Genomic DNA, 16,595 nt, shown 5'->3' with positions numbered 1-16,595 from the left:
ATTTCTAGTTCCTTTTACTTTCTAAGGAGGCCTGGTTCTATGACATCACAAACATCCTATTGGAATCGATTGATTCAGCCGGGAATCGTTGCCCTTGTTGGGGCAGGCGGTAAAACGACTGTGCTTTCAAAACTAGTAGAATATGGACGGCTGAAAGGTCAGCCCATCGTAGTTACGACTACGACTCGACTTTATGAGTCTCAGGTGGCTCATTATGAACCGATTTATACTCATAATATTAATGAAGCTGATGAGTATTGTACTGACCGACTTTTACATGGCTATTGTGGTGCGTGGTTCGCTGGAATTACAGGAACAAAAGTAGACTCCTTAGATTGTGATCTTATCGATGGTTTATCCAAGTTACATCCCAATTGGCAAATTGTTGTAGAAGCAGATGGGGCGAAGGAAAAATGGCTCAAGGCACCTAAGACGACCGAACCTGTCATTCCATCTCTTACAAAGACTACGATTGGCCTCGTGAATCTACAAATGCTAGGGGCCCCATTAGATGATGAGCACGTACATAATATCGAGCTTGTTCAAGATATTGTAAAACGCGATATGGGGGCTATTGTAACTCCTCGTATGTTGGCTGATCTTGTTTTACATAGGCAAGGTTTATTCCAATACAGTAGAGGTAAGAAAATATTATTCTGTACTGGTTATGAAACAGTGCAACATCGCATTATCGATGATTTTATTGATCATATTGTTGATAGTGATATTACGGCTATCATTTTGGCTGATGGATATAAAGCAAGTTGTGAAATCCGTCGCATTATTCAATGTCGGTAGGTACTCATGACTATTATGAAAGCAAATTGTAACACCGCTTTTAGTCCCATGAGAGACCCCATAGACCGTCATCCTTTGCATATTGGCATTGTCCTCCTTGTGGGAGGGCAATCCAAGCGCATGGGATGTAATAAGCAGCTCTTGCCCTGGCGTGGTAAGACTGTTCTAGATGCGGTCTGTGGGGCTCTTCAAGGTGGATGGGGTGGACAGGTAGCTTCTACTATGTCCTGTAAGCTACCTTTTGTGGCAGTTACTGGTGATGATCATGAGAAATTAGAACCAATTGTCACAAACTATGGTTTTGAAGCCATTCGAAATGACCATCCTGAACTAGGGCAAGGCGTATCCATAGCGATGGGAGTACGTCATTTGATGAATACGTTATCCATACCGCTAGACGGTATTCTCTGTTCAGTAGGAGATCAACCACTTCTGACGAGTGCTGTTGTACACGAGGTCATTCGTGCGTTTAATGAAAACTTTCATCCGAAAACTATCGTCGTTCCACATTATGGGGCAAATTATCACTCGGGAAATCCCGTTCTCTTTGGTTCTCATTGGTTTGATTATTTACAACAGATTCAAGGGGATCAAGGGGGTAAGACCATTATTCATGGTGATGGTAAAGCCCATGTCGTGAAATTATGGATTAGTGATGATATTGGCGACGATATCGATACACCCGATGATTTTGAGCGTTTGAAACATCGTGAAAGTGAGGCATTATGAAACCATTGGTACTTATGCGTGGAGGCGGAGACATTGCTTCCGGCGCTGTATATAGATTGAGACGGGCGGGCTATCCCGTTGTAATTAGTGAAATAGCGATTCCTACCATGATTCGCCGCGAAGTATGTTACGGTAATGCGGTTCATCGTGGAGAAATGATTTTGGAACGTTTTGTTGCTCGTCATGTGTCTCTTAGTGAAGTGAAGGATACATTGGCACAGGAAATCATCCCCGTTGTCACTAGCTCATATGAGGAATTATTGGACACTTTAAAACCAGAGATTGTAGTCGATGCTATTTTGAGTAAAAAGAATCTTGGTACAAAACGGGATGATGCAGATCTAGTTATCGGTGTGGGCCCTGGATTTATTGCTGGAGAAGATGTAGATGTAGTCATTGAAACGATGCGTGGTCATTCATTAGGTCGCTGTATCTATGATGGACCAGCTCAACCTAATACAGGTATCCCTGGAAATGTAGGTGGCTACACTCATGAGCGCGTTATTCATTCTCCAAAGGCTGGACTATTTACAGCAAAACGTCATATTGGGGATTCTGTACAAGCTAATGAAGTAATTGGTTATGTTGATGAAGAACCAGTAAGAGCGAAAATTACAGGTATTCTACGAGGCATTTTAAAAAGTGGGCTCATCGTATCAGATCATTTTAAGTTGGCTGATGTGGATGCTCGTTGTGAAGAGTCTCATTGCTATAGTATTTCAGATAAATCCCTTGCTGTCGGTGGAGGTGTATTAGAGGCTGTTACCGCTTGGGATTATGAAAGGAATCTAGATGGAAACAATTTATGATGTGATGAAAGATCGTCTACAGGTTACTGAAACTACTGTGATGGTTACTGTTCTATCCGGTCCTCGTCAAGGGGATAAGACTATTTATGCTGAAGATGGAAGGGTTCTATACGGAACTCCTATTGAAGGGTTTACTGTAGATAAAGCAAAGCTAAATTCTCTATGCATGGTAGGCGAAATGGAGTGTTTCGTACAACCTGTAGAAAATGATCCGTCAGTTCTCGTATTAGGCGCAGGTCATGTTAGCCGAGCGATTACAGATTTGCTGCTGTTTATTGGATGTCGTGTTACAGTCGTAGATGACCGTCCAGAATATGTAGTTCCTGAATTCTTTGATGAACGTGTCATACGTAAATGCTTACCTTTAGAAAACTTCAAGAACGATTTACCTCTTGATGAATATACTGGTTTTATCATTGTGACACGTGCTCATGAGTACGATAATATATGCTTAGAACAATTACGAGGGTACTTGCCTACCTATATGGGCGTTATGGGCAGCCAAAAACGCATCCATCACGCTTTTGAAGTGTTGCGTGAGCAGGGATGGACTCAAGATGAGTTAGATATGGTATATGCGCCTATTGGGCTAGATTTAGGAGCTCAAACGCCTGAGGAAATTGCATTATCTATCGTTAGTGAATATTTGGCAGTGGTGCGTGGAAAAAAAGGCGGCTCATTGCGGAAAGGTAGAGTGATCCATGAATCGTGAGTTTATTGAATACCTTAGTGAACGTAAAAACGAAACCTTAGCAGTAGCCACTATTTTATATACCTGTGGATCCACACCTCGTAAAGCTGGTACATCTATGGTTGTATTTCCAGATGGATCTATTTTTGGTACTATCGGCGGCGGACGTGCGGAAAATGAAATCCGCCTAAGTGCGGTGGACTCTTTGAATAAAAAAGAAGCTCACCGTCGTATCGATGTTCATCTCGATGATGACGTAGCTGTTAAAGAAGGCATGGTTTGTGGGGGCCAAATGGATGTTTGGATTGAAACACAAAACATCTAATAAAAATCTCATTCAGCGTTTGTTTATAAATTTACAGTACTCTCAAAATGAGTTAAAATATAAGGTACAGTCAAAGAATTGATTGTACCTTATTATTTTGTATAAGGAGCTATTTTTATGCATATTGACGCACTTATACATACCTTTAGGCTTCTTGATATTGTTGATATCATAATCGTTGCTATTGGTATTTACTATTTATATAAATTGCTTAAAGATACACGGGCCGTTTCTCTTTTAAAAGGTCTCGTTATATTGGCAATTTTTAATTTATTGAGTCATCTGTTAAATCTATACGTTATCAACTGGATTTTGCAACAAAGTATGACCGTTCTTCTCTTTGCGTTACCCGTTGTATTCCAACCTGAATTGCGTCGTGCTCTAGAACAATTGGGGCGTGGCCGAATTTTCAGCAAGGCACAAAATGTAAACGAAGAAGAAATGGATATGGCCATTAATGAAGTGATGGCTGCAGCTCGCGTTATGTCTCGCGAACATACGGGGGCACTTATCGTTTTTGAACGTGAAGTAGGTCTCAATGACTTTGTAGATACTGGTATTCTTATCGATGCTGTATTGAGTCGCGAGTTGATTAAAAATATCTTTGTTCCTAGTACACCGCTTCATGATGGGGCCTTGATTATTCGTGATGGGCGAATCCGTGCAGCGGGCTGCTTGTTGCCGTTGACTGAGGACCGCACATTGAGTACCGAACTAGGTACACGTCACCGTGCAGCTATTGGCTTATCTGAGCAAACAGACGCTGTGGTAGTCGTTGTCAGTGAGGAAACAGGGACCATCTCTTATACATATGGGGGTCATATTTATCGCCATTTACCAGAGGATCAAATTAAAGAGGCATTGCGCACCTTTATGGAACGCCCTCGTCAAACCATTACTAGTATGTGGAAATGGAGGGCAAATAAATGATGATTCATTTGAAACGCAATTGGCCTGCTAAATTATTATCCTTGTTAGCAGCTATCGTTATGTGGTTCTTTATTATGCGCGATCAGAACCCTGTGATGGAAGTAACCTATACAATACCTGTACAGGTTCAAAATCTCAATTCTGGCTATATCATAGAAGATGCACCAGATGTGGTCCGTGTTGTTCTGGCTGGTCCACGTGATACCATTATGTCTATGAAATCAGATAATTTACGGGCTTATATTGATGCATCTGGTGTAAAACCAGGTCAAAATAATGTAACTATTAATTTTACTCCTCCAGTAGGGATGAATCTTGTGGAGGTTAAACCAGATAACATCACCATCAATGTTGATGAATATGCAGAGAAAACGATTCCTGTTGAAATAGTTCCAATCGGCAAGTTCTCTGATGATATTGCTTTGAAATCGGTAACGATTGTGCCGAAAGAGGTAACTGTTTCTGGTCGTAAGCAACAAGTTAATGCAGTGAGCAAGGTTGTGATGAAAGTCAATGTGGCTGGTCAAACGAAGAACTTTAGCGCTGTTAGTACTTTAGAAGCTTGGGATACGGCAGGTAATGTACTGGATGTACATATTAATCCAAACCAAGGCCAAGCACAATATGAACTCAACTTATTACGTAAAGAAAAGGCGGTTCCTATTACTGTTCCGACTGTTGGTACAGTAGCAGAAGGTTATGAAGTTAAATCCACGTCTGCTACACCAACGCAATTAACAGTTACAGGGCGTGAAGAAATGATTAATTCCGTTACAGAAATACAAACGGAACCTATCGATGTATCGGGTGCTACTGAAACTGTACAGGGTAACTATAATTTAGTATTACCGAATGGGGTTAATAGCAATACCACAACGGTACGGGTGAAAGTAGAAATACAAAAGAAAGTACTTAATGGATGATAAGTTTTTTGTGAGGCTTTGAGATCTTGCGACGAAGACCCTAATAGAGTGAATGTTTCTCTATTAGGGCCTTTTTATGATTTATATATTAGCTTTTATAGTAGTGTTGTATAATAAAGATGTATGACTATTTTCTTACAGATCAAGTGGTAAAGAATTTTGGTCAAAGATTAAAGAAGTAGGCTCGCCTAAAAGGGAGGCTTTAATAGGAAAGATATGATTAGAATAATAAATCTCCGCGTGGCTGTTACGGTTAAGTCGGATATCAAAAGTATTGTAGAAAAGAAATATCCCCCGTTACGTGGTGCTATCGAAACGATTCATGTTGTTCGACGTGCCGTAGATGCCCGTAAGAAGCCAAACATTGTTTTTGTATATACCCTATTCATTGAGGTTCATAATGAAGCTCAAGTCATGAAAAAGCTTGGTAAAGAAAAGGATGTATCTGTATTTGCTGCAGAAGATCCAGAACCTATCGTTTTGGGGGCTGTACCATTAGCACATCGTCCTGTTGTTATGGGCTTTGGCCCTGCGGGGATGCTTGCAGCCTTTTACTTAGCTCGTGAAGGCTATCGCCCAATCGTGCTTGAACGCGGTCAAGATGTAGATACACGTAGTCATGATGTAGAGACATTTTGGAAAAAGGGCATATTTAAGCCTGAGTCCAACGTACAATTTGGGGAAGGCGGCGCAGGAACTTTTTCCGATGGTAAGTTGACAACTCGCATTACCCATCCGCGGTTACATGAAATATCTAAATACTTTGTAGAGTTTGGTGCGCCTGAAGAAATTTTATATAAACATAAACCTCATGTAGGTACAGATAAATTGCGTACCATGGTAAAAGCCATGCGTGAGCGCATCATCGAATGGGGCGGTGAAGTCCGCTTTGGTTCTAAGGTAACGGATTTATTTATTGAAAATGACCGTATCGTAGGCGTTGAAGTTAATGGTAGTGAGCGTATTGATACGACTGTTGTTTTGTCTGGTGTAGGCCATAGTGCACGTGACACATATGAAATGCTTTATAAACGTAATGTGGAAATGACGGCAAAACCATTTGCTATCGGTGTTCGTATTGAGCATGATCAGGCTGTAATCGATGAGTCCCAATATGGTGTAGAACCATCTAGTTTGGGCCTCGGTGCAGCAGAATATTCTCTCGTATACCACGATAAAGAATCAGGCCGTACTGCATATAGCTTCTGTATGTGCCCAGGAGGTCAAGTAGTAGCATCTGCTTCTGAAGAGGGTGGCGTTGTCGTAAATGGCATGAGTTTATACGCTCGGGATAGCGGTGTTGCTAATAGTGCTATCGTAGTCAACGTAGGTCCAGATGACTTTGGTACTCATCCATTAGATGGCGTTTCATTTCAACGAGAATGGGAACGCAAAGCCTATGAGTTGGGCGGTTCTAACTTCCATGCGCCAGCACAAACTGTAGGGCAGTTTTTAGGACTTTCACAGGCACCTAGCGTACAAAATAGTATATATAGTTACGAGCCAGGTATTGTAAATTGCGATTTACATGATTGCTTGCCATCATTCGTCACATCCGTATTAGAGCGGGCCTTGCCATACTGGGGGCGTCGCATCCGAGGGTTTGATGATCCTGCGGTGTGTATGACAGGCGTTGAAACGCGTACCTCTGCGCCGCTCCGTATGGGACGCAATGAAGAGCGCATTTCTCCTACTGTAGGAGGTTTCTATCCTATGGGTGAGGGGGCTGGCTATGCAGGGGGAATTATGAGTGCTGCCCTTGATGGTGCGGAAACAGCCATTTTATGTATGGCAAAATACGCAAAACCTAATTAGTGGGGAATTATACTGATGAATTGAATTACAGTATAGATTCATACTATTTATGTAATATAGATGTGACTTTATAGTAGGTATGCTTTCTATATTATGATATAATACACAACAGTAATTATTGAAATGATACACACGGTAGATATATAGACTTGTGAAACTTTCACAAATCCTTAGAGGAGGATAATTATGGCTCGTTTATTTGGTACAGATGGTGTACGTGGTGTTGTTAATGAGTTTTTAACGCCGGAATTAGCCTATCATTTAGGTCGTGCGGCAGGAACGCATTTTGGTAAGAAAAAGGATCACCCTACGTTCTTGATTGGTCGCGATACACGGATTTCTGGTTCTATGCTTGAAAGTGCATTAGCGGCGGGCATTTGCTCTGTTGGTGGCAATGTAGTAATTGCAGGCGTTATCCCAACTCCAGCAGTAGCGTACCTTGTACGTCAACAAGGTTTTGATGCGGGTGCTGTTATTTCTGCATCTCACAATCCATATCCAGATAATGGCATTAAATTCTTTGATGGTAATGGCTATAAATTACCTGATGAAGTGGAAGATGAATTGGAAAAATATGTTCGTCAAAGCGCAGATAATGAATTGGCGCGTCCTACGGGTGATGGTATTGGTAAAATTGAGTTCAATAGTAACTTGGCTCATTTATATGCTCATTTTGTACGTCACACAATCGATACGTCCCTTGAAGGGTTGACTATCGTTTATGATGGTGCTAATGGCGCAGCATCCAGTGTAGGTCCGGAAATTTTGTCTGGACTAGGGGCTAAAGTCATCAATATTAACGTGAATCCAGATGGTTTGAATATCAATCATCATTGTGGTTCCACACATATTGAAGGCTTACAAGTAGCCGTACAACAACATAATGCAGACCTTGGTATTGCTAATGATGGCGATGCTGACCGCTGTTTATTGGTTGATGAAAAAGGTCAAGTCCTCGATGGTGATCAAATCATGTTGCTATGTGCCCTTAAGTTGAAAGAAGAAGGCAAACTTAAAGGGGATACCATAGTTGGTACCGTTATGAGTAATATTGGATTCCATAAAGCAGCAGAAGAACTTGGTATGAAAACAGTTTCCACTGCTGTTGGTGATCGATATGTATTGGAATACATGCGTGAACATAATCTTTCCGTTGGTGGTGAACAATCTGGTCACGTAATCTTTTTAGATCACAATACCACTGGTGACGGCATGTTAACAGCTGTTCAAGTGGCAGCTCTTATGAAGGAGAAAAAGCAACCTCTTTCTGAATTGGCCGGCATTATGACAAAATACCCACAAGTTCTTGTAAATGTTCGTGTAGCTACAAAAACTGGCTGGGAAGACAATGACCTCATCAAAGCTGCTATCGTAACAGCTGAAGGAGAACTTGGTGATGAAGGTCGCGTTTTAGTACGTGCATCCGGGACAGAACCACTCATTCGTGTCATGGCTGAAGGTCCTAACCAAGAAGAACTACAATCCCTGTGCCAAGAAATTGCTGATATTATCGGTAGAGAACAAGGGTTGGCTGAATAAAAGTAGGGTGTGAGGCGGCAGAGGAGCTTGCGACGATGAAGCCCACACATCACTTTGTTCCGAGTGTAAGATTTCGGAAAGCAAAATCCACAGCGAGAAACCATCTTTACTGAGATTAATCCTATGGATTTTAATAATTGTGAATCCATTCTACAATTTGATATTAAAGGTATCCCCTCCTATATATGTCCCTTTGCTCCGTCCTACGTAAAGTCGCTGCAGGAACATATATAGGAGGTTTAGAGATGAGTGATATTTAAAATTGAATAATCATAATGAATAATCTTTTTATTTTGGTTTATTCTAAGCTTAGAGGGTGAAATTATGAAAACAATAGGTTTAATTGGGGGAATGAGCTGGGAAAGTACGATTACGTATTACCAAGTCTTGAATGAAACTATTAAGCAAGTTTTGGGTGGCTTACATTCAGCAAAATGTATTTTATATAGTGTCGATTTTGAAGAGATAGAAAAGTGTCAAGCAAATGGAGATTGGGTCAGAAGTGCTGAAATTTTATCCGATGCTGCTCAATCTTTAGAAAAGGCTGGTGCTGATTATATTGTTATATGCACGAATACAATGCATAAAGTAGCGGATGAAATAAAAAGACATATTCACATTCCACTTCTTCATATTGCGGAAATGACTGCAGTAGAGTTGGAAAAATCAGGTATTACAAAGGTAGGTCTACTCGGTACCAAGTACACGATGCAACAAGATTTTTATAAATGTATCTTGGAAAATCGGGGGATTCATGTTGTTATACCTAACGAAGATCAAGTCGAACTTGTGAATGATATTATATATAATGAATTGTGTTTAGGTGTTATTTCTAATGAATCTAAACAACAATACTTAGATATTATTGGTGATTTGGTAAAATCTGGTGTACAAGGTGTTATCTTAGGCTGTACTGAAATTGGGCTACTTATTAAACAAGATGATACGGATATACCTTTATTTGATACTACATTGATACATGCAAAAAATGCGGCTTTAATTTCTATTGATAGAGCATAATATAGTCTTTTGTTTTAGTAAAATAACCCTCTATTAGATATTTTATTCATTTTTAGAATATCTAATAGAGGGTTGCTTTTATGCAATTAGAACTAGCTAGAGACTAAAGGAAATCTTTTTGTATAGTTTGAATTTATATGAGCGGCGTTATTATAGGCATAAAAGTATATAAGTAATAACTTATAACTTATGTTATTATAAACATATGCTCTAAAACATGTTCGGTGATAGTAAAGGTGTAATATGAAGCTTGCTATAAAAGAGTATTGGGAAAATCTTAAATTAGAATATGAAGCTACATATAATGCGTCTATATTTAGTGATTATGATGTGCTAAAGAAATACGCAGAGCGTTTTAGAACGTATTTAATTACTTTGATGTGTGAGTATTCAAATGATGTGGATGTGGTCTGTACTTTAGCAACTGTTGAACAGGTGTTGAGGCATGAAGAAAATTCAATACAACTATTAGAAGAGTTTCTCAGAAAATATATAGATGAACTGAGTGATACCGATAAAGCAAGAGTTTATACTAATCTAGCTTTTTATTATACCGATGAGGGAAATATAAAAGAATATGACTATCTATCTGCAGCTGTAAAGCTCAATTCTCCATATATAGAGACTTACAGAGGTTTGGCTTTATATCATTTTTCAGTTTATAGAGAGAAAGGTTCTGCAGAGGACTTAAAGAGAAGTTTACATGCTTTTGAAAAGGGAAGAACAGTATCCGATGGTTATGAAATGAACTTTGGCTATGCAGTGTGTTTATTTGAGCTTAAGCAATATGAGAAAGCAAAGGTCATTTTTGAAGAGTTATTAAAAAGCTATCAAAATAGGATGAGGTTACTAGTTTGTATTACTTATTGTGATGTGTATTTAGGTAATAAAAAGCAAGCCCTTGATCGTTTGAAGCAAATTAAGCTTGGAGGCGATGTAGCATATCATTTAAGTAATGATGAAGTTTTTGAGTTAGATATCATTGACGCCTATTATATATTAGATGAGTATGGCCTATTTTTAGATGAATGTGAAAAGGCTAAAGAGCACTGTGATTTAAGTGATGGCCCTTATTACTTTGGTCTTTGGATTATGAATCAACATGATATGTTCCATCGTGAAGTGGACAAGCAACGAACAGAAATATTGGCATGCATTGAAAATGCAAAAATGGACGAAGACTTTGATAGCGAAGAAGAAAAGCAGGACTATATCAAAAGCTGGGAAGATGATTTAGAGAATCTAAATTTGTTGGAACATAAAATTAAAGATGAAAACTACAAGCCTATGGTTGAATTAAAACTGTGGCCTATATATGGCTGCTATTTGATAGACTGTTTAACTCATAACTTATAATACGCTAACTTCATAGTGATAGGGCTAAAGAATATTTATATAGTTGAAGTTTTATAGTTTTGATTGAAAAAGAATAGCACTACTTTGGATTGGAATAATTCAAAGTAGTGCTTTTATTATTATTTATCAGCCACAACGAGTTTGTATCCATTTAAGTGAATGTTACTGCCGGTTGTGTCTTCGTTGTTCAAGGATTTTACATAGCTGTCGCCTGTGAGTATCCAATTGGAGTCTTTGCTGAGTTTTACAGTTACTTCTTTAGCAGCATTGTCTGTGTTTACAGCGCCTACAAGGCTAGATCCATTTGTCATGTCTAGAGCGATGGTACTGATTGAATCAGCCATAATATTACCGCTTAGTTCTTGATTAGATGTGCGGAGTGTAAGATGACCGCCGTTCTCACCAGTTTTTCCCCAACGGGAGTCGGCAGCTGCTTTCACTAGGGTAGAAGTGTTCGGCATAGAGATGGCATTGTTAGACAGGTCTACTTCAGCAGTAGTGTTGTTTACATAGAGGAACGCACCTGTAGCGTGAGTTGTAAGTGTATTATTCTCTGCTTTCAGACGAGCAATACCACTTTCAGCATCACCAGAGAAGCTTTGATATAGCATGAAACCATTATCTTTGTAGCCTGTTACATTGGAGTTTGTAAGGGTAATGGAGTTCTTACCTTCTACGACGCCAATTTCACTGTTATTCGCTATGCCGTTGACATTGTTCACTATAATATTACCCGTGGAGTAGATAACAGGACTGCCTTCGCCAGATGTTGTAAGTTTGGCTGCTTCTGCGGTGATAGTGCCTTCTCCGCGATCTGTAGCAAGTGTGGCAGAATGAGCACCTTCAGTGGTGATAGTTAGATTTTTGCCATTTACAGTGCCTTTGTAAGTGGCATCTAAGCCACGAGAGGAATCGCTTTTTGTGTGAATATTAGTGTTTTCTACGTTGATAACAGAGCCTTCACCAGTGGCAAAGACTGCGTTAGACCCTTTAGAATTAGATGTAATATTGCTACCTTTGATGTTAATTTGGCTACCCTCGATACCGAGGACTACTGCATTTTGACCGCGGAAATTGCTGTTGTCATCGCTTGTAGTGTCGCCTGTTTTATCGAAAACGCTATTTTCAATATCAATTACCGCTTTATTTTTACCGATGAAAGCATTCTGATCAGCCGTTGTGTTTGTCATCGATTCGTGAGCAATGGATTTGTTTTCTGTAACGATAGTTGTGCCTTTAAAAGTACTAGGATCTACTTCAACTTGTGGTGCCATTCCATTAGGGGCTCCATTCTGCATAGCCATTGGAGGCATACCGTTAGGAGTGCCAGAAGGAGGATTTCCATTTGGAGGTATTTGGTTAGACGTGCCTGTAGGTGATTGACCTGCAGGTGGTTTGCCGTGAGGTGCACCGCTTGGAGGTGTGCTTCCTTGTGCGGATGGTACTGTTTTAGTTTGTTCTGTTGAGGTTACAACTGCTACGTTAGTACTAGTTTGAGTCTCTGCGGCTAAGGTTGGGATAACCGCTAATGTCGACAGAGCTGCACCAAGGACTGCAGGTAATACCCAACGACGCAATTTTCTATATGACAAACTGTTCTTTTTAATTTTATGTTGCTTCTTTATAGTTGTTTTATTCATGATTATCATCTCCCAAATTATATACAACATTTTGAAAATACAACAAAATCTAATTGTGTAAAATTTAGAATGATAGAAGTATAATTTCTTACAATGAAAAGGACGTGAAGCATAGAAACAATCTTTTCTATTCTTTTTGAATTATCTGTGGTGGTTTACTTTTTATCGATTTTTTTAGTATAATATACGTCAGTACATATTTTATTTTGTACTGATTCTGCCGTATATCACAGAAAGGAATTCCAAATTCGTAAAGGCGAATAGCGCAAGTACCCGCGAAGGCAGTCGTTAGGGTAGACGAGGTGAAGAGTGATCGAGTCATCAGCGGATGCTCTTCCGGCATATTCATGTCGTAACAGGTATTAAAAAGCCCATCGGTAACGATGGGGACAAAGTATATCTGAATGGATTGTATTGAACTAATATTTAATACATTAAATAGAATATTAATCTAGAACATTAATTAGTTAGCCTTAGTTTTTGCTGGGGCTAGAAATACCCCCAGTTATAGGAGGATATACGTATGTGCGGTATCGTAGGATACATTGGCTTTAATCAAGCATCTGATTTCTTGTTGGACGGTATGGCAAAGTTAGAATACCGTGGTTATGACTCTGCAGGTATTGCTGTTATCGGCCCTGAAAATGTAATTAAAATTCAAAAGAAGGTTGGCCGTCTTGCTAATCTTGAGGCAGTTGTGAAAGCAGATCCTAATGAAGGAACTGTAGGCATTGGTCATACACGTTGGGCTACACACGGTCGTCCATCCGACATGAACGCCCACCCTCATGCATCTGAAGATGGTAAATTTGCTGTTGTACACAACGGCATTATTGAAAACTACATGCCTTTAAAAGAAGAGCTTATTGCAAAAGGGTACCATTTCAAATCTGAAACTGATACAGAAGTTGTAGCTCATTTGTTAGAGGATATGTACGATGGCGATTTCGTGGGCACAGTACGCCGCATGCTAGCTCGTGTTGATGGTGCGTATGCTCTCGAAATCATCTGCTCCGATGAGCCAGATAAAATAATTTGTACTAAAAAAGAAAACCCATTGGTTATCGGCCTTGGCAAAGGTGAAAACTTTGTAGCATCCGATATTCCAGCTATCATTAACTACACACGTGATACATACATCTTGAGCGATGGTGAATTAGCTATCGTAACTCGTGATAATGTATCCGTATTCGACCGTGAAGGTAACCCTGTTGATAAAGAAGTATTCCATGTAAACTGGAATGCGGAAGCAGCAGAAAAAGGTGGTTATGAGCATTTCATGTTGAAAGAGATTCATGATCAACCTAAAGCTGTTCGCGATACATTCGGTACACATATCGCTGAAGATGGTAAAACAGCAATTTTTGATGAGCTAAATTGGACTGCTGAAGATGTAGCCGCTTTCAATAAAATTCTCATCGTTGCATGCGGTACTGCATACCATGCAGGTCTTGTAACAAAACAATATATTGAAAACTTGGCGCGTATTCCAGTTGATGTGGAAATAGCATCTGAATACCGTTACAGCAACCCGTTGACTGATGATAAAACATTATGTATCGTTATTAGTCAATCCGGTGAAACATCCGATACATTGGCGGCTTTGAAAGAAGCTAAACGCCTTGGTGCCAAATCCTTGGCCATTACCAATGTTGTTGGTTCCAGCATTTCTCGTGAAGCAGATAACAAAGTTTACACATGGGCTGGCCCTGAAATTTCTGTAGCGTCCACAAAAGCGTACACTACTCAATTAGTAGCGGGCTTGTTATTCGCCGTATACCTAGGTCAATTAAATGGTAAATTGAATCCAGCCTTAGCCGAAGAAATTCTTAGCGGGGTTAAAAACTTACCATCCTTGATTCATGAAATCTTTGAAGTAGACGAAGATATGAAAGCCTTTGCTAAACATTATGGCTTCAAATCTGATGCATTCTTCTTGGGCCGTGCTATCGACTATGCAGTAGCGATGGAAGGTGCTTTGAAGTTGAAAGAAATTTCTTACATCCACGCTGAAGCATATGCTGGTGGCGAATTGAAACATGGTACATTGGCTCTTATCGAAGAGGGCGTACCTGTTATCGCATTGGCTACACAAGAGGATGTTTACGATAAGATGATCAGCAACATCCGAGAGGTAAAAGCTCGTGAAGCTATTGTAATCGGTATTGGCATGAAAGGTGACGAAGAATTATCTAAACACGTAGACCACACAATTTATGTGCCTCGTGCGAATAAATTTATCGCTCCAATCTTAGCAGTTGTACCATTGCAACTATTGGCGTATTATGCAGCAATTACACGCGGTGCAGACGTAGATAAACCACGTAATTTGGCTAAATCTGTAACCGTAGAATAATATATAACCAACAGTGCTTTGGCACTGTTGGTTTATTTCAATATAGGGAGACTATTATGGCAGTTATATTTTCCGGCATCCAACCAAGTGGGGAGTTAACACTTGGTAACTATTTGGGGGCTTTACGTAATTTCTTAGACTATCAAGATACTGATGAATGTTACTATTGTATCGTTAACCAACATGCGATTACGGTACCGCAAGATCCAAAAGAATTATTTCAAAACACTCGTAATTTGGCTGCGTTGTACCTTGCGGTTGGCCTTGATCCTAAAAAGGTAACATTGTTTGTTCAATCCGAAGTACCTGAGCATGTTAAGCTCGGTTGGGTTATGCAATCTATTAGCTATGTTGGCGAATTAGAGCGTATGACTCAGTACAAGGATAAGTCTCAAAAGCAAGGAGATTCTATTCCAACTGCATTGCTTACGTATCCACCGTTGATGGCGGCAGATATTTTGCTATATGGTACGAATTATGTTCCTGTAGGTGAAGACCAAAAGCAACATCTTGAGTTGACTCGTAATTTAGCAGAGCGTTTTAACCGTAGATTTGGTGAAACTTTCGTAGTACCTGATATTAAGATAGGCGAAGGCGGTGCTCGCGTTATGAGCTTACAAGAGCCAACTAAGAAAATGAGTAAATCTGATGATAACCAAAATGCTACAATCCGTCTTTTGGATGCACCAGATTTAATCGTGAAAAAGTTGAAACGAGCTCAAACTGATTCTGATAATGCGGTTCGCTATGATAAAGAAAATAAACCTGGCATTTCTAACTTGATGGGCATTTACCGTGCTATCACAAAAGACAGCTATGAAGCTATCGAAGAAATGTACGCAGGCAAAGGTTATGGTGTATTTAAATCCGATATTGCCGATCTATTAGTAGCAACCCTTGAACCAATTCAACAACGTTACAATGAATTGATTACAAGCCCTGAACTGGATGTAATCCTTGATGAAGGGGCTGCTAAGGCGCATGCTAAAGCAAGTGCAATGTACCGTAAGGTAGAACAAGCTATGGGCTTGTGCCGTAAATAAAATCATATAGTAGACTTTCAATTTGTGAGGTAAACCATGACGAAACAAGAGGCGATGGAACGCTTTTCATCAGGTGCCGTACAACAGAGCTTAGAAATACATCGCGGTATACAGTGGACCGGTCGCATCATCGGTCTAGTTGCGTGTGCGTTGATTGTAAAATATATGCCCTCAGACTGGGCGGAACGTGTATGGTATTATCTGTTGTTGCTCGTGATATTATGGACCCTTCATAGATTAGGTGAAAGTCAAGCTTTTATCTGTGAAAAGGGCCTCGTGTTAAAACGTAGGCCCTTTTCTGTGAAAGAATACTTTCACAGTTTATTCTATGGGGATGAATATTTTGTCTTTGTTGATTATGAGCATATTATTGGATTCACTGAGGAATGGCGTGAGTTGCAAGCGATGAATGGTCATGGTGGGATTTATGTGATACCACTTGATCTGCATCAGGTGGCGTATAAGGATAAAATGGCGATGATTGAGGCTATCCATAAACATACGCAGTCATAAAGTGTAAGTACGAAGCGTCATATAATATAGGCATACAGAAATATAAATATAGGACTACAGAAACATAAAGCAAATGAATCTAGAATCATAAACTATATATGTGGAGAG

At 39.8% G+C, this 16,595-nt stretch carries 15 protein-coding genes; 14 read left to right on the top strand and 1 reads right to left on the bottom strand.

Features of this window, described 5'->3' with window-relative positions:
- The first annotated feature begins 39 nt into the window (after positions 1-39).
- The 11 genes from yqeC to HMPREF0874_RS07900 all read left to right on the top strand — a co-directional run bounded on the left by yqeC (position 40) and on the right by HMPREF0874_RS07900 (position 10,935).
- Entirely contained in the window at positions 40-798 is a 759-nt protein-coding gene (gene yqeC / locus HMPREF0874_RS07950; protein WP_008602936.1) for a selenium cofactor biosynthesis protein YqeC, read from the top strand.
- A gap of 6 nt (positions 799-804) precedes the next feature.
- Complete coding sequence (locus HMPREF0874_RS07945; RefSeq protein ID WP_008602934.1) at positions 805-1,527, top strand: NTP transferase domain-containing protein; 723 nt, start codon at positions 805-807, stop codon at positions 1,525-1,527.
- Positions 1,524-2,336: a selenium-dependent molybdenum cofactor biosynthesis protein YqeB gene (gene yqeB / locus HMPREF0874_RS07940; protein WP_008602932.1), complete on the top strand. Its 813-nt coding sequence runs from the start codon at positions 1,524-1,526 to the stop codon at positions 2,334-2,336. Before HMPREF0874_RS07945 ends, yqeB begins: the two co-directional genes overlap by 4 nt.
- Entirely contained in the window at positions 2,320-3,048 is a 729-nt protein-coding gene (locus HMPREF0874_RS07935) for an XdhC family protein (protein WP_008602931.1), read from the top strand. Before yqeB ends, HMPREF0874_RS07935 begins: the two co-directional genes overlap by 17 nt.
- The gene (locus HMPREF0874_RS07930) at positions 3,038-3,352 is read left to right on the top strand and encodes an XdhC family protein (RefSeq protein ID WP_004693881.1); all 315 of its coding nucleotides are present in this window, start codon (positions 3,038-3,040) and stop codon (positions 3,350-3,352) included. The genes HMPREF0874_RS07935 and HMPREF0874_RS07930 overlap by 11 nt, the downstream gene beginning before the upstream one ends.
- Before the next feature lie 117 nt (positions 3,353-3,469).
- The gene (gene cdaA / locus HMPREF0874_RS07925) at positions 3,470-4,282 is read left to right on the top strand and encodes a diadenylate cyclase CdaA (RefSeq protein WP_008602928.1); all 813 of its coding nucleotides are present in this window, start codon (positions 3,470-3,472) and stop codon (positions 4,280-4,282) included.
- A complete protein-coding gene (locus tag HMPREF0874_RS07920; protein ID WP_008602927.1) occupies positions 4,279-5,205 on the top strand; it encodes a YbbR-like domain-containing protein in 927 nt (308 codons plus the stop codon). The genes cdaA and HMPREF0874_RS07920 overlap by 4 nt, the downstream gene beginning before the upstream one ends.
- 216 nt (positions 5,206-5,421) lie before the next feature.
- The gene (locus HMPREF0874_RS07915) at positions 5,422-7,020 is read left to right on the top strand and encodes an NAD(P)/FAD-dependent oxidoreductase (protein ID WP_008602926.1); all 1,599 of its coding nucleotides are present in this window, start codon (positions 5,422-5,424) and stop codon (positions 7,018-7,020) included.
- Positions 7,021-7,206: 186 nt separating this feature from the next.
- Positions 7,207-8,559 carry a phosphoglucosamine mutase gene (gene glmM / locus HMPREF0874_RS07910; RefSeq protein WP_008602925.1) on the top strand — a complete coding sequence of 451 codons (1,353 nt, stop codon included), beginning with the start codon at positions 7,207-7,209 and terminating at the stop codon, positions 8,557-8,559.
- A gap of 324 nt (positions 8,560-8,883) precedes the next feature.
- Positions 8,884-9,579: an aspartate/glutamate racemase family protein gene (locus HMPREF0874_RS07905; protein ID WP_004697879.1), complete on the top strand. Its 696-nt coding sequence runs from the start codon at positions 8,884-8,886 to the stop codon at positions 9,577-9,579.
- A 243-nt stretch (positions 9,580-9,822) separates the two neighbouring features.
- Positions 9,823-10,935 carry a hypothetical protein gene (locus HMPREF0874_RS07900; protein WP_008602924.1) on the top strand — a complete coding sequence of 371 codons (1,113 nt, stop codon included), beginning with the start codon at positions 9,823-9,825 and terminating at the stop codon, positions 10,933-10,935.
- A gap of 119 nt (positions 10,936-11,054) precedes the next feature.
- Here the strand turns inward: HMPREF0874_RS07900 and HMPREF0874_RS07895 are convergent, their stop codons facing one another.
- Positions 11,055-12,575 (bottom strand): hypothetical protein, encoded by a 1,521-nt coding sequence (locus tag HMPREF0874_RS07895; protein WP_039965371.1) that lies wholly within the window; start codon positions 12,573-12,575, stop codon positions 11,055-11,057.
- A gap of 523 nt (positions 12,576-13,098) precedes the next feature.
- Between HMPREF0874_RS07895 and glmS the strand changes: the two genes are divergently transcribed.
- The 3 genes from glmS to HMPREF0874_RS07880 are packed head-to-tail and all read left to right on the top strand — an operon-like array spanning position 13,099 to position 16,487.
- A complete protein-coding gene (gene glmS / locus HMPREF0874_RS07890; RefSeq protein WP_008602922.1) occupies positions 13,099-14,931 on the top strand; it encodes a glutamine--fructose-6-phosphate transaminase (isomerizing) in 1,833 nt (610 codons plus the stop codon).
- Positions 14,932-14,987: 56 nt separating this feature from the next.
- Complete coding sequence (trpS, locus tag HMPREF0874_RS07885; protein ID WP_008602921.1) at positions 14,988-15,974, top strand: tryptophan--tRNA ligase; 987 nt, start codon at positions 14,988-14,990, stop codon at positions 15,972-15,974.
- A gap of 36 nt (positions 15,975-16,010) precedes the next feature.
- Positions 16,011-16,487 carry a hypothetical protein gene (locus HMPREF0874_RS07880; RefSeq protein ID WP_008602920.1) on the top strand — a complete coding sequence of 159 codons (477 nt, stop codon included), beginning with the start codon at positions 16,011-16,013 and terminating at the stop codon, positions 16,485-16,487.
- Positions 16,488-16,595: the final 108 nt, after the last annotated feature.

Source organism: Veillonella sp. 6_1_27, assembly GCF_000163735.1.
GTDB classification, from domain to species: domain Bacteria; phylum Bacillota; class Negativicutes; order Veillonellales; family Veillonellaceae; genus Veillonella; species Veillonella parvula_A.
This window is presented reverse-complemented; position numbering and strand designations above follow the sequence as displayed.

Excerpts from the sequence above, each read along its gene's own strand:
- HMPREF0874_RS07905 (WP_004697879.1), top strand. The coding sequence starts at position 8,884 with ATGAAAACAATAGGTTTAATTGGGGGAATGAGCTGGGAAAGTACGATT.
- HMPREF0874_RS07915 (WP_008602926.1), top strand. The coding sequence starts at position 5,422 with ATGATTAGAATAATAAATCTCCGCGTGGCTGTTACGGTTAAGTCGGAT.
- HMPREF0874_RS07895 (WP_039965371.1), bottom strand. The coding sequence starts at position 12,575 with ATGAATAAAACAACTATAAAGAAGCAACATAAAATTAAAAAGAACAGT.
- HMPREF0874_RS07880 (WP_008602920.1), top strand. The coding sequence starts at position 16,011 with ATGACGAAACAAGAGGCGATGGAACGCTTTTCATCAGGTGCCGTACAA.
- HMPREF0874_RS07945 (WP_008602934.1), top strand. The coding sequence starts at position 805 with ATGACTATTATGAAAGCAAATTGTAACACCGCTTTTAGTCCCATGAGA.
- cdaA (WP_008602928.1), top strand. The coding sequence starts at position 3,470 with ATGCATATTGACGCACTTATACATACCTTTAGGCTTCTTGATATTGTT.
- glmM (WP_008602925.1), top strand. The coding sequence starts at position 7,207 with ATGGCTCGTTTATTTGGTACAGATGGTGTACGTGGTGTTGTTAATGAG.
- HMPREF0874_RS07920 (WP_008602927.1), top strand. The coding sequence starts at position 4,279 with ATGATGATTCATTTGAAACGCAATTGGCCTGCTAAATTATTATCCTTG.
- yqeB (WP_008602932.1), top strand. The coding sequence starts at position 1,524 with ATGAAACCATTGGTACTTATGCGTGGAGGCGGAGACATTGCTTCCGGC.
- HMPREF0874_RS07930 (WP_004693881.1), top strand. The coding sequence starts at position 3,038 with ATGAATCGTGAGTTTATTGAATACCTTAGTGAACGTAAAAACGAAACC.
- HMPREF0874_RS07900 (WP_008602924.1), top strand. The coding sequence starts at position 9,823 with ATGAAGCTTGCTATAAAAGAGTATTGGGAAAATCTTAAATTAGAATAT.
- HMPREF0874_RS07935 (WP_008602931.1), top strand. The coding sequence starts at position 2,320 with ATGGAAACAATTTATGATGTGATGAAAGATCGTCTACAGGTTACTGAA.
- yqeC (WP_008602936.1), top strand. The coding sequence starts at position 40 with ATGACATCACAAACATCCTATTGGAATCGATTGATTCAGCCGGGAATC.
- glmS (WP_008602922.1), top strand. The coding sequence starts at position 13,099 with ATGTGCGGTATCGTAGGATACATTGGCTTTAATCAAGCATCTGATTTC.
- trpS (WP_008602921.1), top strand. The coding sequence starts at position 14,988 with ATGGCAGTTATATTTTCCGGCATCCAACCAAGTGGGGAGTTAACACTT.